This is a genomic window from Dryocola baronae (genome assembly GCF_051297175.1).
Lineage (GTDB): Bacteria > Pseudomonadota > Gammaproteobacteria > Enterobacterales > Enterobacteriaceae > Dryocola.
In genome coordinates this window covers 3,183,917-3,207,889 of sequence record NZ_JBINNY010000001.1, presented here as the reverse complement: position 1 = coordinate 3,207,889, position 23,973 = coordinate 3,183,917, and the positions used below count along the sequence as shown (strand labels likewise).

The window sequence follows — 23,973 nt, the reverse complement described above, 5'->3', positions numbered from 1 at the left end:
ACACAGCGGGCTACGGCCCGCTTTTTTACGCATGAAGGTTCTTAATCTTTAATTTTATTTACATTTATACGGGCATTTGAATTTTTCTATTTATATACTGATAGAAGCATCAGCGTAACGCTGGTGAAATTAACAGTTAAACAGGGGGCAAGGGATGTTGCTTACAAAGTTGAATGGGTTTCGAGTGTCGGCAGTGGCTTATTGCCTGGCGCTCAGTCTGGCTCCGCTGTTTACGGTACAGGCACAGGATCAAGAGCCTGCCGTCGTTCCATCCGACAGCTCCGCCGTTACGGCGCAGCAGCCGACGGAACTTGAGCAGCCGCTGGCGCAGTCGGCCGCAACCGCGACGATGGCAGGAATTTTGTCGCCTGATTCTGCGTCAATGTCTGCTGCACAAAGCCGCTCCCAGCTTATGGGGCAGCTCCCAGCCGGTTACACGCCGGTCTATCTCAATGCGCTTTCCGCGTTTTATGCCTCACGGGATATGAAGCCCATGTGGGAAAATCGCGACGCGGTGCAGGCTTTCCAGCAGCAGCTGGCGGAGCTGGCAATCGCCGGCATCCAGCCGCAGTTTACGGCCTGGGTTGAGCTGCTCACCGATCCGTCCGTTACCGGTATGGCGCGTGACGTGGTGCTTTCCGACGCGATGATGGGCTATCTCCAGTTCGTGTCCGGCATCCCGACCGAGGGCAACCGCTGGCTCTACAGCGCTACGCCGTACAAGATGAAGACTGCACCTCTCTCGGTCATTAACCAGTGGCAGGTGGCGGTCGATCAGGGCACCCTGGTTAGCTTCATCGCTACCCTCACCCCTCAGCATCCGCAATACGCCCAGATGCATAAATCGCTGGTTCACCTTTTATCGGACACCCGCCCGTGGCCACAGCTTTCTGCGAAAGAAACGCTTCGCCCGGGGCAGTGGAGCAAAGATGTCCCCGCGCTGCGCGAAATCCTTGCCCGTAGCGGCATGCTTCAGGTTGAACCCGCTATTCCATTACCCGGCGATGACCGTAGCAACACGGCCACCGCAGCGGCGGTAAGCCCGTCGGCTATCGCTATCGAAGGTGAAGAAAAAGCGCAGGACGTTCCGGCAGCGAATACCGGTAAGAAAAAAGCAACTGCAGCCGTACGCAGCGCCTATAGCCGCGAGCTGGTTGAAGGCGTGAAGCGCTTCCAGAAGTGGCAGGGGCTGGGTGCAGATGGTGCCATCGGGCAGCTGACCCGCGACTGGCTGAACGTTACGCCGCAGCAGCGGGCCTCGCTCGTGGCGCTGAATATCCAGCGGTTACGCCTGCTGCCGAACAAGCTTGATACCGGCATCATGGTAAACATCCCGAACTATTCGCTGGTCTATTACCTCAACGGTAGCGAAGTGTTGGCCTCAAGGGTTATCGTCGGCCGTCCGGATCGTAAAACGCCGATGATGAGCAGCGCGCTCAACAACGTGGTGGTTAACCCACCGTGGAACGTGCCGCCTACGCTTGCCCGAAATGATATTCTGCCTAAAGTCCGTCAGGACCCGGGTTACCTGGATCGCCACGGTTATAGCGTGCTGCGCGGCTGGAGCAATAACGCTGAAGCCATCGACCCTTACCGCGTGGACTGGGAAACCATTACCGCTAGCAATTTACCGTTCAGGTTCCAGCAGAAGCCGGGCACGCAGAACTCGTTAGGGCGTTACAAGTTCAACATGCCGAGCTCTGATGCTATTTATCTGCACGATACGCCGAACCATAATCTCTTCCAGAAGGACGCTCGGGCGCTGAGCTCCGGCTGCGTGCGCGTCAATAAGGCGTCCGAGCTGGCAAATATGCTCTTGCAGGATGCGGGGTGGAACGACACGCGTATTTCCAGCCAGCTGAAAGACGGCAGCACCAAATACGTCAATATTCGGCAGACGATACCGGTTAACCTTTATTACCTAACGGCTTTTGTGGGCGAGGACGGGCGCACGCAGTATCGTACAGATATTTACAATTACGATCTCACCGCGCGATCTGGCGCACAAATCCTTTCAAAAGCCGGGTCTTTGATCCGTTAATTGCAGTAATACTAATGAATTAGTGGTCGTAATTAGGGTAAAACTCAGCCGGGTGCCTTGCAGGGCCCGGTTTATCTGGGTTTTACGTACCTTGACTCATTCTTATTTGGCAGTTAAGGTGCCATGCAGTGCGCCAGAAGTGCATATTATTCGACCATTTTTTACCTGTAGACCTGGACATCATGGACAAATTTGACGCTAATCGCCGCAAGCTGCTGGCATTAGGCAGCGTGGCATTGGGTGCCGCGCTGTTACCTAAGCAAGCGTTTGCAACCCTCTCGACACCGCGCCCGCGCATTTTAACCCTCAACAACCTGCACACCGGTGAGACGTTAAAAGCCGAGTTCTTCGATGGCAGAGGCTATATTCAGGATGAATTAGCAAGACTTAACCATTTCTTTCGTGACTATCGCGCGAACAAAGTTAAGTCCATCGATCCCAAGCTGTTCGACCAGCTTTATCGCTTGCAGGGATTATTAGGAACCAATAAACCCGTGCAGCTCGTCTCCGGCTATCGCTCGCTCGATACCAATAATGAACTGCGTGCCCACAGCCGCGGGGTGGCGAAAAAAAGCTACCACACGAAAGGGCAGGCCATGGATTTCCATATTGAAGGGATTTCGTTAAGCAATGTACGCAAAGCGGCATTATCTCTGCGCTCAGGTGGTGTAGGATATTACCCAAGCAGCAACTTTGTGCATATTGATACCGGGCCATTGCGGCACTGGTAAAACAACGGAATCCGGCGCTTTTTGCCGGTAATGGAGCAGCATGAATTATCACATTATTCCGGTAACGGCTTTCGCCCAGAACTGTTCTTTAATCTGGTGTGAGGAAACACAGCAGGCCGCTATTGTCGATCCCGGTGGTGAAGCGCAGAAGATTATCCGCGAAGTCGCGGACAAAGGCGTCGTTGTCGGCCAGATCCTGCTAACCCATGGTCATCTTGATCATGTGGGTGCCGCCGCCGAGCTGGCCGCCCATTACGGCGTGCCGATTGTCGGGCCTGAAAAAGCAGATGATTTCTGGCTGCAGGGTTTACCGGCCCAAAGCAGGATGTTTGGACTGGATGAGTGTTTACCGCTGACGCCGGACCGCTGGTTGGATGAAGGCGAGACCGTGTCCGTCGGCAACGTGACCCTGCAGGTGCTGCACTGTCCTGGGCATACGCCCGGTCATATCGTCTTTTTCGACGACAGATCTAAACTGCTGGTATCCGGGGATGTGATTTTCAAAGGCGGAGTGGGGCGCAGCGATTTCCCACAGGGTGACCACGCGGCGCTAATCGACTCCATCAAGCGTAAGCTTTTACCGCTTGGCGATGACGTGACCTTTATTCCCGGACATGGCCCGCTTTCAACGCTCGGCCACGAGCGCCTGCATAATCCTTTCCTGCAGGATGAGTTACCGGTCTGGTAAAACAAAAAGAGCCGCATTAGCGGCTCTTTTTTTATCTCAACTCGGCTTACAGCACGGCAACAATCGCTTCACACAGCGGTGCCATGTTGTCCGGCGTCATCCCGGCGACGTTCACACGACCCGATGCCACGGCGTACACGCCAAACTCTTCGCGCAGACGCAGAACCTGCTCTTTGGTCAGACCGCTAAACGAGAACATGCCGTTCTGGTTGATGATGAAGCTGAAGTCGCGGTTTGCGCCTTTCTCTTGCAGAGTATTCACAAACAGCTGACGCATGCGGTGAATGCGCTGGCGCATATCCGTCAGCTCCTGCTCCCACAGCGTACGCAGGGCATCGTTGCTCAGGATGGTTGCAACCACCGAAGCGCCGTGCGCCGGCGGGTTGGAATAGTTAGCGCGGATAACGGACTTCATCTGGCTGAACGCGCGGTCAACGGTATCGGCATCTGAGGCAACCAGGGTGCAGGCACCTACGCGTTCGTTATACAGGCCAAAGTTCTTGGAATAGGAGCTGGCAACGATCAGCTCTTTGTGGCTTGCGGCGAACACGCGCAGGCCTTCAGCATCTTCTTCCAGACCGCGAGCGAAGCCCTGGTAGGCGAAATCAAACAGCGGTAGCCAGCCCTTTTCATGCGACATTTTCGCAAGCGCCTGCCATTGCTCTAACGTTGGATCGATACCGGTTGGGTTGTGGCAGCAGCCGTGGAACAGCACCACGTCACCCGCTTGCGCCGCCTGCAGGCTGCCGATCAAACCATCGAAATCCAGAGAGTGGTTTTCAGCGTCGTAATAGGCGTATTCACACACTTCGAGGCCCGCGGAATTAAACACGCTTTTGTGGTTCGGCCAGCTTGGGTTGCTCACCCATACGCGTTTAGCAGAGGTGTTTTTTGCCAGGAAATCAGCCGCAACGCGCAGTGCGCCGGTGCCGCCTGGGGTTTGCGCCGTACGAGCACGTTTGGCTTCGCTTACGGCATTACCTTTACCAAACAGCAGTTCCTGAGTGCAGCGACCGAACTCGGGAATACCGTCTATGCCGAGGTAGTTTTTGGTGTTCTCGTTTTCCAGCAGAAAAGCTTCGGCTTTTTTAACGCTGGTCAGAACCGGCGTTTTACCAGTCTCATCCTTATAAACCCCAATGCCGAGGTTAATTTTAGTCGGGCGGTCATCGGCACGAAACAGATCGGCCAGGCCAAGAATTGGATCGGCAGGGGCAGCGGTAATGTTCTCAAACATGACGAGGTTCCATTGTGATATCGAGGGGGAGAAACGCTTTCAGGTTAACTGCTGTTTACTTAAATGCCAACCGTTTGCGACAAAAAGAAACCACCGGCTTCACAGGTTGGTTAATTCCACTTTTCAGGCATAAAAAAACAGGGCCGTAGCCCTGTTTTCTCGAATTCAGGCAAACAAGTTGCCGAATAATTAGAACTGGTAAGTCACAGCCAGAGCAACCTGGTCGTCTTTGCCGTTCACTACGCCAACGTTGTCGGTGTAGGAGTTGCTGTCCATCAGGTTCAGCTGGTAGTCAACGAAGATGTTGAAGTTTTTGTTGAAGTAGTAAGTTGCACCGATTTCAACGAATTTCTGCAGGTCAGCATCGCCGCCGCCGAAGCCGCCACGTGCCAGCAGGTCTTTACCTTTGGACTGAACGTATGCCACGGATGGACGCAGGCCGAAGTCGAACTGGTACTGGGCAATCGCTTCAAAGTTCTGAGTTTTGTTAGCGAAGGTACCGTCTGCTTCACGGGTAGTGTTCAGCGTTTCAGCATAGGTCGTTGCGAGGTAGATGTTGTTCGCATCGTACTTCAGACCAGCACCGTAGGCTTCAGCACGGTCGCCTTTGCCATCGAGTTTCTGCTGCAGGGTACGTGCGGAGTTGCTGTATGCAGCAATCACACCGAAGCCTTCGCCGAAGTCATAGCCCAGAGAGTAACCTACGCCGTCGCCGTTAGAGGTACGAACGTCGTCGCGGTCGTTTTTACCCTGGTACTGAACGCCGAAGTTCAGGCCATCAGCCAGGCCGAAGAAATCAGAGTTACGGTAGGTCAGAACGCCGGTAGTACGGCCAGTCATGAAGTTGTCTGAGTAGTTAGCCCAGGTCATACCGGAGAAAGAAGGCGCCATGTCGGTGTAAGAGTCAACATCGTAAACGATACCGTAGTTACGGCCGTAGTCGATGGAACCGGCGTTAGCGATTTTCAGACCAGCGAAGGCCAGACGAGTACGAGTTGAGTTGTTTGCACCCTGCTCAGCTTCAGCAGAGCTTGCGTAAGCACGGTATTCCCACTGGCCGTAACCGGTCAGTTGGTCATTAATCTGAGTTTCCCCTTTGAAACCAATCTGCGCGTAGGTGCTGTCGCCGTTGCTGGTGTTGTCACCAGAAGTCACGAAGTCGTGCTCGCCTACAACTTTACCGTACAGATCCAATTTGTTGCCGTCTTTATTATAGATTTCTGCAGCGTTTGCTGCACCGGCTACCAGCAGAGCAGGGATAACCACTGCCAGAATATTGCGCTTCATCATTATTTATTACCCTCATTGGTTTTTATGAACACCTGCCACTGCCGTCAATAATTCTTTACGGAACTATTGATGAGAGTTTGGTGTCTTTCTGTATCTGTCAGGCATCTTTCCATTCATGAAACCGTTTCGCTAGCCTGAAAGTGCTACAAATATCCAAACTGAGTTACAAAAAGAAAATATGTGTAACTAAATATGTATTTTATGGAACTTTGTGAACCAATTCAAATTTCGGATGTGTTTGGCGATTTAATTAGCGATAGCTAACATATATATATGAATTACTTATGATTAATCCGCATAACGGCAAGTTGCTGCTGAGAAACATTCACATTTAGCAAAATTTTGTCGAGATTTTGGATGTCCAGACATCTGTGCAAAATTTGTGCAAATATGCTAAGTAGGCGCTTTCCGGATAAATCCTGGCAAAAATGAGGGTAATTTTGTGAATGACTATTTCACAGACATACTTCGTTACGGGGAGGGTTCGGAATGGGGTTGAAATTGACAATTGCTTAATCTTCGTTGAAGAAAAACAACCTTTGACTCGTAGACAAAAGAAAGGCCAGCAGAGCTGGCCTCAGACTGATGACAAACCTCTTACGTCCACGACAGGAGCCTGTATCACCAAGAAAATCACCAGGAAAATCAATTTATTGATTTTCGGCTGATAATCACAAAGAAGGAAAAACCACGTTTTTTCCTTCTTTGTTCGCAATTAAGGCCAGCATTGCTGGCCTTGGTAATAAATGAAGCTTAGAAGTTCGCGTTGCGCGGCGTACGTGGGAATGGAATCACGTCACGTACGTTCTGAACGCCGGTCACATAGGCAATCAGACGCTCAAAGCCGAGGCCGAAGCCGGAGTGCGGCACGGTGCCGTAACGGCGCAGGTCGCGATACCACCAGTAGTCTCCTTTATTAAGACCCATTTCAGCCATACGCGCGTCAAGCACGTCCAGACGCTCTTCTCGCTGGGAACCACCGATGATTTCACCAATGCCCGGTGCCAGCACGTCCATCGCAGCGACGGTTTTACCGTCTTCATTAAGGCGCATATAGAACGCCTTAATGTCTTTCGGATAGTTTTTCACAACCACCGGCGCTTTGAAGTGCTGCTCTGCCAGGTAACGTTCATGCTCGGAGGAAAGGTCGACGCCCCAGTAAACCGGGTTTTCGAACTTCTGGCCGCATTTTTCAAGGATGGCAACCGCGTCGGTGTAATCCACCTGCGCGAAGTCGGCGTCGATGAAACGTTGCAGACGCTCAACGGCATCTTTGTCCACGCGCTCGGCGAAGAACTGCATGTCGTCCATGCGCTCGTCCAGCACGGCTTTAAAGACGTACTTCAGCATGGCTTCCGCCAGACCTGCTACGTCATCCAGATTTGCAAAGGCAACTTCCGGCTCCAGCATCCAGAACTCGGCCAGGTGGCGGCTGGTGTTGGAGTTTTCCGCCCGGAAGGTTGGGCCGAAGGTGTAAACCTTGGACAGCGCACAGGCATAGGTTTCGCCGTTCAGCTGGCCGGAAACGGTCAGGAACGCCTCTTTGCCGAAGAAGTCTTTGTCGAAGTCGATTTTACCCGCGTCGGTACGCGGCAGGTTTTCGAGATCCAGCGTGGAAACGCGGAACATCTCACCGGCGCCTTCGGTATCAGAAGCGGTAATCAGCGGGGTGGAAACCCAGAAATAACCGTTCTCATGGAAGAAGCGATGCAGCGCCTGCGCCAGGGTATGGCGAACGCGCGCAACGGCACCGATCATGTTGGTGCGCGGACGCAGGTGCGCAACTTCGCGCAGATATTCGATACTGTGACGTTTTGCCGCCATCGGATAGGTATCCGGATCGTCCACCCAACCGGTGACTTCCACTTCGGTTGCCTGGATTTCAAAGCTCTGGCCCTGACCGAGAGATTCCACCACTTTACCGGTGACAATAACGGAGCAGCCGGTAGTCAGGCGCAGCACGTCCTGATTGTAATTGGGCAGAGAATTATTGATGACGGCCTGTACAGGAGAGAAGCAGGAACCGTCATAGACGGCGAGGAAGGAGATACCAGCTTTTGAATCTCTTCGAGTACGCACCCACCCGCGCACGGTGACTTCACTGTCAACGGCAACACGGCCCTGGAGTACGTCGGCTACAGGCACAACGCTCATAATTTTCTCTCTATTAAAGGGTCAATGACAAAAAAATAGTTACCCACAATGGGGGGATATCTATGTTACCTGTCACGCGCTATCAGACAAGCAGAAATCGCGTCCGAATGAATAAAATCGGCAAAGAGAGGATACCCATAGCCCGCATTAATGTTGGCTATGGGTATTATTTGAATCAGCTGGCTTTTTTCACCAGCGGTAAATCGAAGGCTTTACGCAGAGCGCGCACAAAGGCTTTATCGTGGCAGATGGTTTTGCCGGGGCTATCAGAGAGTTTGGCAACCGGTTTACCGTTGCACTCCACAAGCTTAATAACGATGTTCAGCGGTTTAACCTGCGGAATGTCGCACGTCAAACGGGTGCCTATACCGAAGCTTAGGTTCACGCGAGAAGCAAAGTGTTTATACAGCTCAATGGCCTTCGGTAAATCGAGATTGTCGGAGAACACCAGCACCTTGGTCATCGGGTTGATGCCCAACTGCTCGTAATGAGCGATGGCTTTTTCACCCCATTCAAACGGGTCCCCGGAGTCATGGCGCAGGCCCTGGTACTGCTGGGCAAAGGCTGGCCCGAAGTCGCGCAGGAACGCATCCATAGTGATGCAGTCGGTCAGCGCGATACCCAACTGATGAGGATATTCATCAAGCCAGGCCTCCAGCGCAGCGCGCTGGCTGTTCGCCAGCACCGGGCTGATTTGCTGATGGGCCTGGAACCATTCGTGCGCCTGCGTCCCCATTGGGGTCAGGTTCAGGCGACGAGCGAGATCGTAGTTGCTGGTGCCGATAAACCACGGCTCCTGGCGCAGGCGTTCAACGATGGCTTCCTGAACCTCGCGGGAGAAGCGACGGCGCGTGCCGAAATCCATCAAACGGAACGAAGCGAGGTCAACGTCTGCGGTCAGTTCCCTGAACTGTGCAAGCTTGGTTTCAAGATGCGCGAGCGCCATTGCGGGGGTGACGCCAGGCGAGCGATGCTGATGCACCACTTCGCTGATCACCGCCAGCAGCGGCACTTCCCACATAATGACTTCACGCCAAGGGCCGCTCAGACGAATGTCCAGGTGGCCTTTATTGTTGATGATTTCAACCTGTGTGGGGTCATAGCGGAAATTACGCAGCCAGGCGAGGTAATCTGCTTCAAAGAAAGGCAGCCCTTCAAGCCAGGCAAACTCCTCGTCGCTAAGCGTGAGGTGTTGCATTTCGTCGACCTGTTGACGGATTGCATCTGCGTAAATACCCAGCAGATCGTCACCGCGGCAGCGAAACTCGGCCGCGACGCTCACGTCGTGATAACGGTGGAATACCGCCTGCTGCATATGAAGCTTATAGGCGTCAGTATCCAGAAGCGTTTGCAAAATCGGGGAAGCGTATCGTGTCATGGCGCGTTGCAGCATCCTCTCACAGGAGCGTTTCCATCAAGGGGTAAATGCAGATAAAGACGCAGGAGTATACCCTGATTATCTGTTTATTAAACCCAGATCACAACACAAGGGTGGTTTCTGGTCGAGGGCAATTCGTGCCCCATGTTACAAAGATGTAGCAAAGCGCGTGATTAGCCCTGAAAAGATGATGATTCTGCGTGGCAACATTAACGCAACAGGAATAGACTGAACCCCGATAACTTACGGACGATGTATAAGGTTTTTTATGACACAACAGCCACAAGCCAAATACCGCCACGACTACCGTGCGCCGGACTACACGATTAGCGACATCGATTTGACCTTTGACCTGGATGCCACAAAAACCCTGGTCACCGCCATTAGCAAAGTCAGCCGCCAGGGCGCAGCAGGGGCCCCATTGCGCCTCGACGGCGGCGATCTGAAGCTGGTCAGCCTTCACGTTAATGATAAAGCCTGGGATGATTATAAGCTGGAAGAGGGCGCGCTGGTGCTCGAACAGCTGCCAGAAACCTTTACCCTTTCCATCGTCAATGAAATCAGCCCGGCGACCAACACCGCGCTTGAAGGGCTGTACCAGTCCGGCGCTGCGCTGTGCACACAGTGTGAAGCCGAAGGTTTCCGCCACATTACATGGTACCTGGACCGCCCGGACGTGCTCGCACGCTTCACCACCAAAATCATCGCCGATAAAACCAAATATCCTTTCCTGCTTTCCAACGGTAACCGCATTGCCGAAGGCGAGCTGGAAAATGGCCGCCACTGGGTGCAGTGGCAGGACCCGTTCCCAAAACCTTGCTACCTGTTTGCGCTGGTTGCCGGTGACTTCGACGTGCTGCGCGACACCTTCAAAACCCGTTCAGGCCGCGACGTGGCGCTTGAGCTGTTCGTTGACCGCGGAAACCTCGACCGCGCCAGCTGGGCGATGACCTCGCTGAAAGCGTCGATGAAGTGGGATGAAACCCGCTTCGGCCTCGAGTACGATCTCGACATCTATATGATCGTCGCCGTCGACTTCTTCAACATGGGCGCAATGGAGAACAAAGGCCTCAACATCTTTAACTCCAAATACGTGCTGGCCCGCGCGGAAACCGCCACCGATAAAGACTATCTCGATATCGAACGCGTTATCGGCCACGAATATTTCCACAACTGGACCGGCAACCGCGTGACCTGCCGCGACTGGTTCCAACTGAGCCTTAAAGAAGGCCTGACCGTTTTCCGCGACCAGGAATTCAGCTCTGACCTCGGCTCGCGCGCCGTTAACCGCATTCAGAACGTGCGCATCATGCGCGCCATGCAATTTGCCGAAGACGCAAGCCCGATGGCGCACCCGATTCGCCCGGATAAAGTGATTGAAATGAACAACTTCTATACCTTAACGGTGTACGAAAAGGGTTCAGAAGTCATCCGCATGCTGCACACTCTGCTCGGCGAAGAAAATTTCCAGAAAGGCATGCAGCTTTACTTTGAGCGCCACGACGGCAGCGCCGCGACCTGCGACGATTTTGTCCAGGCGATGGAAGACGCTTCTAACGTAGACCTGTCACATTTCCGCCGCTGGTACAGCCAGGCCGGAACGCCGGTGGTCAGCGTGCGCGACGACTACAATCCGGAAACCGAGCAGTACACGCTTACCATCAGCCAGGTTACGCCGCCAACGGCCGAACAGCAGGAAAAACAGCCGCTGCACATTCCGTTCGATATCGAACTGTATGACAACGAAGGCAAAGTCATTCCGCTACAGAAGGGCGGCCACCCGGTGCACCACGTGCTGAACGTGACCCAGGCCGAGCAGACGTTCGTCTTTGATAACGTCTACTTCCAGCCCGTTCCCTCCCTGCTGCGCGAGTTTTCAGCACCGGTGCGCCTGGAATATAACTGGAGCGATCAGCAGCTGACCTTCCTGATGCGCCACGCCCGCAACGATTTCTCCCGCTGGGATGCCGCGCAGAGCCTGCTGGCAACCTACATCAAGCTGAACGTCAACCGCAGCCAGCAGAAGCAGCCGCTTTCCCTGCCGCTGCACGTGGCCGACGCGTTCCGCGCCATCCTGCTCGATGAGAAAATCGATCCGGCGCTGGCGGCAGAAATTCTGACGCTGCCGTCGCAGAACGAAATCGCCGAGCTGTTCCAGAAGATTGACCCGATTGCCATCGCCGAAGTCCACGAAGCGCTGACCCGCACGCTGGCAACCGAGCTTGCGGACGAGTTCCTGGCAATCTACAACGCCAACAGGCTGGACGCATACCGCGTCGAGCACGATGACATCGGCAAGCGCGCGCTGCGCAATATCTGCCTGCGATATCTGGCCTTTGGCGAGCAGGAGCTTGCCGAACGGCTGGTTCGCGCGCAGTACGATTCAGCGGATAATATGACCGATGCGATTGCGGCACTTTCCGCAGCCGTGGCCGCGCAGCTACCTTGCCGCGACGAGCTGCTGGCGAAGTACGATGAGAAATGGCATCAGGACGGCCTGGTGATGGACAAGTGGTTCGTTCTGCAGGCGACCAGCCCGGCTGCGAACACGCTCGGCAAGGTTCGCGAGCTGCTTAACCACCGCTCGTTCAGCCTCGGTAACCCGAACCGCATTCGCTCCCTGATTGGCGCGTTCGCAGCGGGCAACCCGGCCGCGTTCCACGCGGTGGACGGCAGCGGCTACCAGTTTATGGTGGAAATGCTCAGCGAGCTGAACCGCCGTAATCCGCAGGTGGCTTCACGTCTGATTGAGCCACTGATTCGCCTGAAGCGCTATGACGAAAAGCGCCAGGCAATGATGCGTGCCGCGCTGGAACAGCTGAAAGGGCTGGAGAATCTGTCTGGCGATTTGTTCGAGAAAATCAGTAAGGCGTTGGCGTAAAAGGATTTGTAAGGTGGATGGTGCTGTCGCTTATCCACCCTACGAATCAAGCGTAGGTCGGGTAAGCATCGCGCCACCCGACGCTCTCCTAACCGGTGCGCACCGCGCGCGCCGGTTCTTCAACGGCGTGGCGTTTCATCACCCGCTCAAGCACCTGAGATTCCAGCTCTGCCAGCCTCACCGAGCCAAGGCGGCGTGGGCGCGGCAAATCTATCGTCAGATCCAGACCAATCTTTCCTTCTTCTATAAGCAGCACCCGATCCGCCATGGCGACGGCCTCGCTTACGTCGTGGGTCACCAACAGAACGGTAAAGCCATGCTCCTGCCACAGCGAAACGATCAGATCCTGCATTTCGATACGCGTTAGCGCGTCGAGTGCGCCAAGGGGTTCATCAAGCAGCAGCAGCCCCGGACGGTGGATAAGCGCGCGGGCCAGCGCCACGCGCTGCTTCTGCCCGCCGGACAGCGCCGCAGGCCACTCTTTCGCGCGGCTTTCCAGCCCGACCGCTGCCAGCGCACCGTGCGCCGCGTCGCGCCAGCTGCCTTTCAGCCCCAGCCCAACGTTATCCATCACCGATTTCCACGGCAGAAGGCGAGCATCCTGGAACATGAGGCGCGTGTCGTCCTGGCTTTGCCGCAGCGGCGCGTTACCGGCTAACAGCGATCCGCCGGTGGGATTCTCCAGTCCGGCCAGCAGGCGCAGCAGGGTGCTTTTGCCTCCGCCGCTCCTTCCGACAACCGCGACAAACTGCCCGGCGGGAATATGCAGCGCCAGCTCGTTAAGAATGGTTTTATCGCCGTAGCGCTTGGTCACTCCCTCGAGCAGCAGCGGCGTCCCCTGATTTATACGTGCGGTATTCATACGGTTTCCTCTTTTAGCTGGTAGGCCGGATGCCAGCGCAGCCAGACGCGTTCTAACAGCTGGGCGCTAACGTCCGCCAGCTTGCCGAGCAGGGCATACAGAATAATCGCCACCACCACGACATCGGTTTGCAGGAATTCACGGGCGTTCATCGCCAGATAGCCAATGCCGGAGTTGGCCGAAATCGTTTCGGCGACGATGAGCGTCAGCCACATCAGGCCGAGGGCAAAGCGCACGCCGACCATAATCGACGGCAGGGCACCGGGCAAAATCACCTGGCTGAACAGGCTAAAGCCCGACAGCCCGTAGCTGCGCGCCATCTCGAGCAGCCCCTGGTCGATATTTTTAATGCCGTGCCAGGTGTTGATGTAAATCGGGAATAGCGTGCCGAGCGCCACCAAGAAGATTTTGGCGGATTCGTCGATGCCGAACCACAGAATGACCAGCGGGATCAGCGCCAGATGCGGCACGTTGCGCAGCATTTGAATGGAGGTATCCAGCAGGCGTTCGCCCCAGCGCGAAAGGCCGCTGATCAGGCCCAGAATTAAGCCAAGCGACCCGCCGATGCTAAAGCCGATCGCCGCGCGCCAGGAGCTGATCGCCAGGTGCTGCCACAGTTCGCCGCTCGCGGAGAGATTCCAGAATGTCACCACCACGCCCTCGGGGGAGGGCAGAATGCGCGTCGACAGCCAGCCCACCGAGGATGCCAGCTGCCAGATAACGATAATGGTGACCGGCAGCAGCCATGGGGCGAGGCGCAGAAGTAGTTTACGAGAGCTTTTCGTCATCATCGCCCCCTAGCTTTGCGCGGCTTTACGAGGGATGAAGTCATTCGCCACCACTTCACCTTTTTCGTGATGCTGGCGCGGCTGCGGGATCTCAGGGATGGCGACATCCAGATGCGGGAACAGCAGCTCGCCTACGCGGTAGGCCTCTTCGAGATGTGGATAGCCGGAGAAAATAAAGCTGTCGATGCCGAGATCCGCGTATTCGTTAATGCGGGCCGCGACCGTAGGGCCATCGCCCACCAGCGCCGTACCCGCGCCGCCGCGCACCAGGCCCACGCCTGCCCAGAGGTTCGGACTGATTTCCAGATTGTCGCGCTTCCCGCCGTGCAGCGCTGCCATGCGGTGCTGTCCAACCGAATCGGTGCGGGCAAACGCGGCCTGCGCCTTAGCGATAGTGGCGTCGTCGAGCTGCGAGATCAGGCGGTCTGCGGCCTGCCAGGCCTCCTCGTTGGTTTCGCGCACGATGACGTGCAGGCGGATCCCAAACCTAACGGTGCGCCCTTGCTTAGCGGCTTTCGCGCGTACCTGTTCAATTTTTTCCTTCACCAGATGCGGCGGCTCACCCCACGTCAGGTACAAATCAACCTGCTCCGCCGCCAGATCCTGCGCCACGTCCGATGAACCGCCAAAATAGAGCGGCGGACGCGGCTGCTGGACCGGCGGAAACAGGAGTTTTGCGCCCTTCACCTGAATGTGCTTGCCGTCGTAATCCACCGTTTCGCCTTCCAGCACGCGCCGCCAGATGCGGGTGAACTCCGCCGAAGCTTCGTATCGCTCTTCATGATTGAGGAACACGCCGTCCCCGGCCAGCTCTTCCGGGTCGCTGCCGGTGACCAAATTGAACAGCGCACGGCCGTTGGAAAGCCTGTCGAGCGTGGCGGCCTGACGAGCGGCTACCGTGGGTGAAACTACGCTCGGGCGCAGTGCCACGAGGAATTTCAAACGCTGGGTTACCGGAATCATAGACGCGGCGACCAGCCAGGCGTCTTCGCAGGAACGGCCTGTCGGGATCAGCACGCCGGTGAAACCAAGCCTGTCCGCGGCCTGGGCAATCTGCTGGAGATAACCGTGATCAACCGGGCGCGCGGCGTCGTTGCTGCCTAAATAATGACCGTCGCCATGGGTAGGTAAGAACCAGAACAGGTTAAGACTCATGATTTATCTCCTTTTGCGGCGCCAGCGGGCTGCCAGATGCGGGTGCGGATATCGACTTTTTTTGGCACTAAATGGTTGTCGTAAAACAGGTCGGCGGTCTGCTGCTGTTTTTCAGCCGTAGCCGCGCTGACCGGGGTGATTTCGGTCGGTGGGCGATGATCGAAGTAGGTGGCGATTACCTGCTCCGGCAGGCCCATGGTCTTAGCAAGTAGCGCTACGCTCTCCTGGCGCTGGGAGCGCGTCAGGTCATCGGCATCGCTGAATGTTTTCAGCACGCCCTGTAGGAATTCGCCGTTCTTCTCGGCGTAAGGCCGGGAAGCGAGATAAAACGAACCGGTTTGATTGAGCTGGCTTCCATCCGTGAGAACGCGGACGCCGCCGTTCAGCAAAGCGGCGGAATAGTAGGGATCCCAGATGGCCCAGGCATCAACATTGCCCTGCTGGAATGCGGCTCGTGCGTCGGCTGGCGTCAGGTAGGCTGGCTGGATATCGGTGAATTTCAGCCCCGCTTTTTGCAGCGCGCGCAGCACCAGATTGTGCGAGCTGGAACCTTTCTGGAAGGCGACCTTATGGCCCTTAAGATCGGCAACGGTTTTCAGCGGGCTGTTTTCCGGCACCAGAATCACTTCTGCTTTTGGCTTCGCGGGCTCCGATCCGACATAAACCAGATCCGCGCCTGCGGCCTGAGCGAAGATCGGCGGAATATCGCCGGTACTGCCCAAATCGATACTGCCTATATTGAGCGCCTCAAGCATCTGCGGGCCGGCCGGGAACTCTATCCACGAGATTTTGGTCTGCGGATAACGCTGCTCCAGAAACTGGTGGCTCTTTGCCAGCACCATGCTGACGGACCCTTTTTGATAGCCGATGCGCAGCTGGTCGGGTGCAGGCTCGGCTGCGTTAACCGCCGAACTCAGGCTCAGCATTCCGGCAAAAGCTAGCCACGGGGTGGCGCGTTTTAACAGATTAAACATGGGCAACTCCCTGCTGGACGAAAGGTGAGGCGACGGCGAAATAACGGCGGTGCAGCGCCTGCCAGAAGGTTTCCAGCGCGGTATCCAGGCGCTGCTGTAGATTGGCGGTGAACACCGGCTTGTGCTGGTAATCGGCCACCTGGCTGTCGTCGGCAAACACGCCATGGAGGATTTCCTGGGCTTTAAGGGCGTTCAGCACCGGCTTCAGGGCATAGTCAACCGCAAGCATGTGGGCCACGGTGCCGCCGGTCGCCAGCGGCAGAACAACCTTCTTCTCAAGCGCGCGCTCCGGCAGCAGGTCCAGCAGCGTTTTCAACGCGCCGGCAAACGATGCCTTGTAAACCGGCGTGGCGATGATCAATCCGTCGGCCTGCTCAAGCTGTTCGGTGAGCGCTTTAAGGGCCGGACTGTCGAAACGGGCGTAAAGCAGATCTTCCGGCGCGAAGTTTTGCAGATGCCAGTGACACACCTCTATATCCAATGCGCTAAGTTTTTCTCGGGCATACTCCAGCAGGGCGCTGGAACGGGACGGGAAGCGGGGGCTTCCGGCTAGCGTGATCACGCGCATCTTGGCTCCTTATAACTAAAAGTTCGATAGTTGTTAACTTTGATAACAATTGACTTTGATAGTGGCAGAGGCGCGTTATTCCACTAAATGATTTATCTGATAAACAAATGCCGAAAAGTGCATAAGAAGCGGAGGGCAGAGAAAACGTTTGCGTCTATTCGGCCTTTTTTGTTGCAGGTCAATTCCAATCGCGGGCGCGATCGATAATAATACGGCCCCGGTTTGCACACCGGAATCCAGGAGAGTTCATGTACTACCCCTTCGTTCGTAAAGCCCTTTTCCAGCTCGATCCTGAGCGCGCTCATGAAGTGACATTTCAGCAATTACGCCGCGTAACGGGTACGCCGTTTGAACGCCTTGTGCGTCAAAACGTTCCGTCGAAGCCGGTGACCTGCATGGGGCTGACATTTAAAAACCCGCTTGGCCTCGCCGCGGGTCTTGATAAGAACGGTGAATGTATTGACGCCCTGGGCGCGATGGGCTTCGGTTCCATTGAAATTGGTACCGTTACGCCACGCCCGCAGCCGGGAAATGACAAGCCGCGCATCTTCCGCCTCGTTGAAGCCGAAGGGTTAATTAACCGCATGGGCTTTAATAATCTTGGCGTCGATAACCTGGTCGAGAACGTTAAAAAAGCCCATTTCGATGGCATCCTCGGCATCAATATTGGCAAGAATAAAGACACGCCGGTGGAGCAGGGTAAAGACGACTATTTGATCTGCATGGATAAAATTTATCCGTATGCTGGCTATATTGCGATCAATATATCGTCACCGAATACGCCGGGATTGCGTTCACTGCAATACGGCGAAGCGCTGGACGATCTTTTAAGTGCGATAAAAATTAAGCAGCAGGCGCTGCAAGAATTGCATCATAAATATGTGCCGATCGCGGTTAAGATCGCACCTGATCTTTCAGAAGAAGAATTGATCCAGGTGGCGGATAGTTTAGTTCGCCATAATATTGATGGGGTCATCGCCACCAATACAACATTAGACCGCAGCCTTGTTCAGGGCATGAAGCACTGCGACGAAATCGGTGGCTTGAGCGGTCGTCCGGTGCAGCTAAAAAGCACGGAAATTATTCGTCGCCTGTCTCAAGAATTAAATGGCCGGTTGCCTATTATCGGCGTCGGCGGCATTGATTCCGTGATTGCCGCTCGGGAAAAGATAGCGGCCGGCGCCAGCCTGGTGCAGATTTATTCTGGCTTCATATTTAAAGGCCCGCCGCTGATAAAAGAAATCGTCACTCATCTCTAAGCTTTATCATTTCCAGACAGCCGGGGCTTTATTTTCAGCCCTGGTTGTTTTATATTCCGATGCTGTTGCTAAATTAATCATTCTAGTCTTTTATTAATATGGCATTAAACCAGACGGCGATAAGGATGTTTTAAGTTTGCGGAATAAACACAAGGGTAAGTCATTATGCGTATAAAACCGGACGACAGCTGGCGTTGGTATTTCGACGAAGAGCACGATCGTATGATGCTCGATTTAGCCAATGGAATGCTTTTTCGCTCCCGTTTCCCGCGTAAAATGCTCACCCCGGATGCCTTTGAAAACGCTGGTTTTTGTGTCGACGACGCCGCGCTGTTTTTCTCATTTGATGAGAAATGCCGCGACCTGCCGTTAAGTAAGGAACACCGTGCCGAGCTGGTGTTAAACGCGCTGGTGGCTATCCGCTATCTCAAGCCGCAGATGCCAAAAAGCTGGCACTTTGTTTCCCATGGCGACTGCTGGCAGCCCGCTCCGGGCGATGCCGCCTGCGTCTGGCTTAGCGAAGATATGCAGCAGGTGAATCTGCTGGTTGTTGAAACAGGCGACAATGCGGCGCTATGCCTGCTTGCGCAGCCGGGCTTACAGCTTGCCGGCCGCACCATGCAGTTGGGCGATGCCATCAAAGTGATGAATGACAGGCTGAAGCCGCAGCCGGTAGGTAGCAACCTCAGTCTCGATCAGGCGGTTTAAAGCGTTTCCAGCTTCACATCTCCCGCCGGCACGCAGCTACAGCATAAGATAGTGCCATCTGCGCCGACGGCGTTTTTCTTAAGCCCCTTCACCTCGCCATCAACCAAACGCACCCGACAGCACCCGCAGATGCCCGCCCGGCAGGAATAAGGCACACGAATGCCCTGCTGCTCGAGCTGCTCGAGAAGAATTTGCTGGTTGTTGCCGCGAAAAGCCCGGCCCTGCCAGTCGATGGCCACCGTGCTTTCCTGCTGTTCAATAGGTTCGGCTGCTTCTGCCACTTCCCCCGCGCCGTATACTCTGGCCGGTTTTGTGGCGAGGACTTCAAGCTCGTCGCCAACCCGAATAACGCCGCTGTTGCGCGCGATGAGGTTTTGCCCGAAGTCGACGTCACCGTTGTCCTGCGCCGTGCGGAAGCTTTGTAACGTTGCCAGCGGTTCGCCGCTCGGATGTTTACGGCCTTTTTCCGGGCTGACGGTGGTGAAAATACAGCGGCTGCAGGGCTTGGCGACGTCAAAGGTTACGCCGCCGATACGCACGACCTGCCAGCCGTCCTCGGCCCAGGGCTGCGCGCCGGTGACAACCAGGTTCGGGCGAAACTGCGTCATTTTTACGCTGGCAGGGCAGCGGTTTTGCAGATCGCGCAATGAGGCTTCGTTAGTCAACAGGAAAGGGTAACCGTCGGCAAATGAGAGCGGCACCTCTTCGTGCTGCTTAACGCGGCGCGTTAAGTTTTCGCCCACCCAGCGCAGCTGCACCGGGCGCGAGAAGAAGCCGCTCAGCCAGCCGTTGATTTCGTCCGGGGCGATAAGCGCCGTAAAATGATTCCCCCACACTTCGGTGGCGGAAGGCGTCGGCTGGAAATCTGCAAAGCGAACGTTTGCCGATGAGCCGTCCGGCGCGCTGAGGTATAAACCGTCGTGCAGGATTGCCGGAGTGAACAGCACCATCTGCGGATACTGACGTGCGGTAATAAAGGTGCCATCCTGTTCGGTAATCATAAATATGCGATCGAACGCCAGGCCGCTGGTGCCCACCTGAGCGTGCGAAAGGGCAAGGCCGCGCATTGATTTGACCGGGTGAATATAAAGTTGAGATAGACTGATCATGGCGCCCTCCTTGCCTGTAAAAATAATAAGAGGGCAACTTTATGACATGCGTGGCGGATTAGCTATAATGCGCCACTATTTTCTTCTCCTGACCAAAAAGTGACGATATGAATTCTCTGTTTGCCAGTACGGCGCGTGGGCTCGAAGAGCTGTTAAAAACTGAACTGGAAGGGCTGGGCGCGCAAGGCTGCCAGGTGGTTCAGGGCGGCGTACATTACCAGGGGGATTCTCGTCTGGTCTATCAAAGCCTGATGTGGAGCCGCCTGGCTTCCCGCATCCTGCTGCCGCTGAGCGAATGTAGCGTCTACAGCGATCTGGATTTGTACCTCGGCGTTCAGGTTATCGACTGGCCGTCTATCTTCGGGCCGGACGCGACCTTCGCCGTGCATTTTAGCGGCCTGAACGATGTTATCCGCAACAGCCAGTACGGCGCGCTTAAAGTAAAAGATGCGATTGTCGACTCCTTTACCCGCAAAAATCTGCCGCGCCCGAACGTCGATCGCGAGCAGCCGGATCTGCGCATTAACGTCTGGCTGAATAAAGATACCGCCAGCATTGCGCTGGATTTAAGCGGTGAAGGCCTGCATCAACGCGGCTATCGCGACAGCACCGGCGCTGCGCCTATTAAGGAAACGCTGGCATCCGCAATCGTGATGCGCTCCGGCTGGCAGCCGGGCACGCCGCTGCTCGACCCGATGTGCGGTTCCGGCACGCTGCTGATCGAAGCCGCGATGATCGCAACCGATCGCGCGCCGGGCCTGCATCGCAAGCACTGGGGCTTCCTGGGCTGGGCGAATCACGACGAAGAGCTGTGGAAAGAAGTCACCACCGAAGCGCAGGTTCGCGCCCGCAAAGGCCTGGGCGATTACACCTCCCGCTTCTACGGTTCTGATAACGACTCCCGCGTGATTGAACGCGCGCGCGCAAACACCCGCCGCGCCGGGCTTGCCGATCTCATTACCTATGAAGTGAAGGACGTCGCGAAGCTGACCAACCCGCTGCCGGAAGGCCCAACGGGCACCGTAGTCAGCAACCCGCCTTACGGCGAGCGTCTGGACAGCGAACCGGCACTTATCGCGCTGCACAGCCTGCTTGGCCGCAATATGAAAACGCAGTTCGGCGGCTGGAACCTGTCGTTGTTCAGCGCCTCCCCGGATTTGCTCAGCTGCCTGCAGCTGCGTGCCGACCGCCAGTTCAAGGCGAAGAACGGCCCGCTCGACTGCGTGCAAAAGAACTACCAGCTGGCGGAAAACACCAGCGGGGCAGCGGGCGGCCAGCTGGCAGAAGATTATGCCAACCGTCTGCGTAAGAACATCAAGAAGCTCGATAAGTGGGCGCGTCAGGAAGGTATCGAATGCTACCGCGTTTACGATGCGGATTTGCCGGACTATAACGTAGCCGTAGACCGCTATGGCGACTGGGTTGTGGTGCAGGAATACGCGCCGCCGAAAACCGTTGATGCCAACAAAGCGCGCCAGCGTCTGTTCGACGTTATTGCCGCCACGCTGTCGGTTCTCGAGCTGCCGTCGAATCGCCTGATCCTGAAAACGCGCGAGCGCCAGAAGGGCAAAAGCCAGTATCAGAAGCTGGGCGAGAAGGGCGACTTCATGGAAGTCAGCGAATACAACGCGCGCCTGTGGGTTAACCTGACCGACTATCTGGATACCGGCCTGTTCCTCGACCATCGCCTCGCGCGCAAGATGCTCGGTCAAATGAGCAAAGGCAAAGACTTCCTGAACCTGTTCGCCTACACCGGCAGCGCGACGGTACACGCGGGTCTGGGCGGCGCGAAAACCACCACTACGGTGGATATGTCGCGCACCTATCTTGAGTGGGCCGAGCGTAACCTGCGCCTGAACGGCCTAAGCGGCCGGGCGCATCGCCTGATTCAGGCCGACTGCCTGGGCTGGCTGCACGAAACCGACGAGAACTTCGACCTGATCTTTATCGATCCGCCGACGTTCTCCAACTCCAAGCGCATGGAAGAGTCTTTTGACGTTCAGCGCGATCACATCGGCCTGATGACCGATCTTAAACGCCTGCTGCGTCGTGGGGGCACCATCATGTTCTCCAACAACAAACGCGGCTTCAAAATGGATTTCGACGGGCTGGCCAAGCTGGGTCTGGAAGCACAAGAGATCACCCAGAAAACGCTGTCACAAGACTTTGCCCGCAACCGCCAGATTCATAACTGCTGGCTTGTTACTCATAAAGCCAAGGATTAATAGTCATGTCATTAATTAGTATGCACGGTGCCTGGCTGTCGTTTAGCGACGCGCCGCTGTTAGATAACACTGAATTACACATCGAAGAAAACGAACGCGTTTGTCTGGTTGGCCGTAACGGCGCGGGGAAATCCACGCTGATGAAAATCCTCAACCGTGAGCTGCCGTTAGACGACGGGCGCATGGTTTACGAGCAGGATCTGATTGTCGCGCGTCTACAACAGGATCCACCGCGTAACGTGGCCGGTACCGTGTATGACTTCGTAGCGGAAGGCGTGGAAGAACAGGCTGAATACGTGAAGGCCTACCACGACATCTCCCACAAGGTGATGTCCGATCCGAGCGAAAAGAACCTCAACGAAATGGCCCGTATCCAGGAAATCATGGATCACCAGGGGCTTTGGCAGCTTGATAGCCGCATCAACGAAGTGCTTGAGCAGCTGGGACTTGAAGCGGACACCGAGCTGTCCGCGCTTTCCGGCGGCTGGCTGCGTAAAGCGGCGCTGGGCCGCGCGCTGGTCAGCTCCCCGCGCGTTCTGCTGTTAGATGAACCAACGAACCACCTGGATATTGAAACCATCGACTGGCTCGAAGGCTTCTTAAAAGAGTTCCAGGGCAGCATTATCTTCATCTCGCACGACCGTTCGTTTATTCGCAACATGGCGACGCGCATTGTCGATCTTGACCGCGGCAAGCTGGTTTCTTACCCGGGGGATTACGATCAGTATCTGCTGGCAAAAGAAGAAGCGCTGCGCGTGGAAGAGCTGCAAAACGCAGAGTTCGACCGCAAGCTTGCCCAGGAAGAAGTGTGGATCCGCCAGGGCATCAAAGCGCGCCGCACGCGTAACGAAGGCCGCGTGCGCGCCTTGAAAGCGATGCGCCGCGAACGTGGTGAACGTCGTGAAGTGTTGGGCAGCGCCAAAATGCAGGTCGAAGAGGCCGCGCGTTCAGGCAAGATCGTCTTTGAAATGGAGGACGTTTGCTACCAGGTGGCGAATAAAGTGCTGGTTAAGGACTTCTCCGCCCAGGTGCAGCGCAGCGATAAAATCGCGCTGGTGGGGCCAAACGGCTGCGGTAAAACCACGCTGCTTAAGCTGATGCTAAGCCAGCTTGAAGCCGACAGCGGCCGCGTACACTGCGGGACCAAACTCGAAGTTGCCTACTTTGACCAGCACCGTGCGGAGCTGGATCCGGACCGTACCGTGATGGACAATCTCGCGGAAGGCAAGCAGGAAGTGATGGTTAACGGCAAGCCGCGACACGTGCTTGGCTACCTGCAGGACTTCCTGTTCCATCCTAAACGCGCGATGACGCCGGTTCGCGCGCTGTCGGGTGGTGAGCGTAATCGTCTGTTATTAGCGCGTTTATTCTTAAAACCAAGCAATTTGCTGATCCTCGATGAACCGACCAACGACCTTGATGTCGAAACGCTGGAACTGCTGGAAGAGCTGATTGACGGTTACCAGGGTACCGTTATGTTGGTGAGCCACGACCGTCAGTTCGTTGATAACACCGTGACCGAATGCTGGATCTTCGAGGGTGAAGGTAAAATCGGGCGCTACGTTGGCGGCTATCATGATGCAAAAGGCCAGCAGGGCTCTACCCGCTCGCTGCGTGATGCCGTACAGGATAAGCAACAAAAGAACGAACCCGCGAAGGCCGAAGCTGTAAAACGCGGCAATAGCAAACTAAGCTATAACCTGCAACGTGAACTGGAACAGCTGCCGCAGCGCCTTGAAGAGCTGGAAGCTCAACTCGAAGCGCTGCAGGCAAAAGTCGGTGACGCTGAGTTCTTTAACCAACCGCACGACGCAACGCAAAAAGTATTGAGCGAGCTGGCCGCTGCCGAAAAAGCACTGGAAGACGCTTTTGAACGCTGGGAGTACCTCGAGTCTCTGAAAAACGGCGCATAACGTAAGGAGACC

At 55.7% G+C, this 23,973-nt stretch carries 18 protein-coding genes; 8 read left to right on the top strand and 10 right to left on the bottom strand.

Features of this window, described 5'->3' with window-relative positions:
- The first annotated feature begins 154 nt into the window (after window positions 1–154).
- From ldtD to ACSPHG_RS15325, 3 genes are all read left to right on the top strand, one after another.
- Window positions 155–2,041 carry a L,D-transpeptidase gene (gene ldtD, locus ACSPHG_RS15335; RefSeq protein WP_435954373.1) on the top strand — a complete coding sequence of 629 codons (1,887 nt, stop codon included), beginning with the start codon at window positions 155–157 and terminating at the stop codon, window positions 2,039–2,041.
- 182 nt (window positions 2,042–2,223) lie between these two features.
- Window positions 2,224–2,772: a peptidoglycan L,D-endopeptidase MepK gene (gene mepK, locus ACSPHG_RS15330; protein WP_435954372.1), complete on the top strand. Its 549-nt coding sequence runs from the start codon at window positions 2,224–2,226 to the stop codon at window positions 2,770–2,772.
- Window positions 2,773–2,812: 40 nt separating this feature from the next.
- Window positions 2,813–3,460, top strand: coding sequence for an MBL fold metallo-hydrolase (locus tag ACSPHG_RS15325; RefSeq protein ID WP_435954371.1), 648 nt, complete (start codon window positions 2,813–2,815; stop codon window positions 3,458–3,460).
- 46 nt (window positions 3,461–3,506) lie between these two features.
- On the opposite strand, the gene ACSPHG_RS15320 is transcribed toward ACSPHG_RS15325, so the two are convergent.
- The 4 genes from ACSPHG_RS15320 to pncB all read right to left on the bottom strand — a co-directional run bounded on the left by ACSPHG_RS15320 (window position 3,507) and on the right by pncB (window position 9,519).
- Complete coding sequence (locus ACSPHG_RS15320) at window positions 3,507–4,697, bottom strand: amino acid aminotransferase (RefSeq protein WP_435954370.1); 1,191 nt, start codon at window positions 4,695–4,697, stop codon at window positions 3,507–3,509.
- Window positions 4,698–4,886: 189 nt separating this feature from the next.
- Window positions 4,887–5,987, bottom strand: coding sequence for a porin (locus ACSPHG_RS15315; protein WP_435954369.1), 1,101 nt, complete (start codon window positions 5,985–5,987; stop codon window positions 4,887–4,889).
- 753 nt (window positions 5,988–6,740) lie between these two features.
- Entirely contained in the window at window positions 6,741–8,141 is a 1,401-nt protein-coding gene (asnS, locus tag ACSPHG_RS15310) for an asparagine--tRNA ligase (protein WP_435954368.1), read from the bottom strand.
- 175 nt (window positions 8,142–8,316) lie between these two features.
- Window positions 8,317–9,519 (bottom strand): nicotinate phosphoribosyltransferase, encoded by a 1,203-nt coding sequence (pncB, locus tag ACSPHG_RS15305; RefSeq protein WP_435954367.1) that lies wholly within the window; start codon window positions 9,517–9,519, stop codon window positions 8,317–8,319.
- A gap of 268 nt (window positions 9,520–9,787) precedes the next feature.
- On the opposite strand from pncB, the gene pepN reads away from it, so the two are divergent.
- Window positions 9,788–12,400 (top strand): aminopeptidase N, encoded by a 2,613-nt coding sequence (pepN, locus tag ACSPHG_RS15300; RefSeq protein ID WP_435954366.1) that lies wholly within the window; start codon window positions 9,788–9,790, stop codon window positions 12,398–12,400.
- An 88-nt stretch (window positions 12,401–12,488) separates the two neighbouring features.
- On the opposite strand, the gene ssuB is transcribed toward pepN, so the two are convergent.
- Genes ssuB through ssuE form a run of 5 tightly spaced genes read right to left on the bottom strand, consistent with a single transcriptional unit; the run spans window position 12,489 to window position 16,747 of the window.
- Window positions 12,489–13,262: an aliphatic sulfonates ABC transporter ATP-binding protein gene (gene ssuB / locus ACSPHG_RS15295; protein WP_435954365.1), complete on the bottom strand. Its 774-nt coding sequence runs from the start codon at window positions 13,260–13,262 to the stop codon at window positions 12,489–12,491.
- A complete protein-coding gene (gene ssuC, locus ACSPHG_RS15290) occupies window positions 13,259–14,050 on the bottom strand; it encodes an aliphatic sulfonate ABC transporter permease SsuC (RefSeq protein ID WP_435954364.1) in 792 nt (263 codons plus the stop codon). The genes ssuB and ssuC overlap by 4 nt, the downstream gene beginning before the upstream one ends.
- A 9-nt stretch (window positions 14,051–14,059) precedes the next feature.
- Entirely contained in the window at window positions 14,060–15,205 is a 1,146-nt protein-coding gene (gene ssuD / locus ACSPHG_RS15285; RefSeq protein WP_435954363.1) for an FMNH2-dependent alkanesulfonate monooxygenase, read from the bottom strand.
- Window positions 15,202–16,179 (bottom strand): sulfonate ABC transporter substrate-binding protein, encoded by a 978-nt coding sequence (locus ACSPHG_RS15280; RefSeq protein ID WP_435954362.1) that lies wholly within the window; start codon window positions 16,177–16,179, stop codon window positions 15,202–15,204. The genes ssuD and ACSPHG_RS15280 overlap by 4 nt, the downstream gene beginning before the upstream one ends.
- The gene (ssuE, locus tag ACSPHG_RS15275; protein ID WP_435954361.1) at window positions 16,172–16,747 is read right to left on the bottom strand and encodes an NADPH-dependent FMN reductase; all 576 of its coding nucleotides are present in this window, start codon (window positions 16,745–16,747) and stop codon (window positions 16,172–16,174) included. The genes ACSPHG_RS15280 and ssuE overlap by 8 nt, the downstream gene beginning before the upstream one ends.
- A 248-nt stretch (window positions 16,748–16,995) precedes the next feature.
- Here ssuE and pyrD point away from each other — a divergent pair, with 248 nt between their 5' ends.
- Together pyrD and zapC are read left to right on the top strand one after the other, a co-directional pair.
- Window positions 16,996–18,006: a quinone-dependent dihydroorotate dehydrogenase gene (pyrD, locus tag ACSPHG_RS15270; RefSeq protein WP_435954360.1), complete on the top strand. Its 1,011-nt coding sequence runs from the start codon at window positions 16,996–16,998 to the stop codon at window positions 18,004–18,006.
- A gap of 165 nt (window positions 18,007–18,171) precedes the next feature.
- Window positions 18,172–18,714: a cell division protein ZapC gene (zapC, locus tag ACSPHG_RS15265; protein WP_435954359.1), complete on the top strand. Its 543-nt coding sequence runs from the start codon at window positions 18,172–18,174 to the stop codon at window positions 18,712–18,714.
- Here the strand turns inward: zapC and ACSPHG_RS15260 are convergent.
- The gene (locus ACSPHG_RS15260) at window positions 18,711–19,823 is read right to left on the bottom strand and encodes a YcbX family protein (RefSeq protein WP_435954358.1); all 1,113 of its coding nucleotides are present in this window, start codon (window positions 19,821–19,823) and stop codon (window positions 18,711–18,713) included. The genes zapC and ACSPHG_RS15260 overlap by 4 nt on opposite strands.
- Before the next feature lie 107 nt (window positions 19,824–19,930).
- On the opposite strand from ACSPHG_RS15260, the gene rlmKL reads away from it, so the two are divergent.
- Together rlmKL and ACSPHG_RS15250 are read left to right on the top strand one after the other, a co-directional pair.
- On the top strand, window positions 19,931–22,048 hold the full coding sequence (gene rlmKL / locus ACSPHG_RS15255) for a bifunctional 23S rRNA (guanine(2069)-N(7))-methyltransferase RlmK/23S rRNA (guanine(2445)-N(2))-methyltransferase RlmL (RefSeq protein WP_435954357.1): 2,118 nt from the start codon (window positions 19,931–19,933) through the stop codon (window positions 22,046–22,048).
- Window positions 22,049–22,053: 5 nt separating this feature from the next.
- Window positions 22,054–23,961 carry an ABC transporter ATP-binding protein gene (locus tag ACSPHG_RS15250; RefSeq protein WP_435954356.1) on the top strand — a complete coding sequence of 636 codons (1,908 nt, stop codon included), beginning with the start codon at window positions 22,054–22,056 and terminating at the stop codon, window positions 23,959–23,961.
- Window positions 23,962–23,973: the final 12 nt, after the last annotated feature.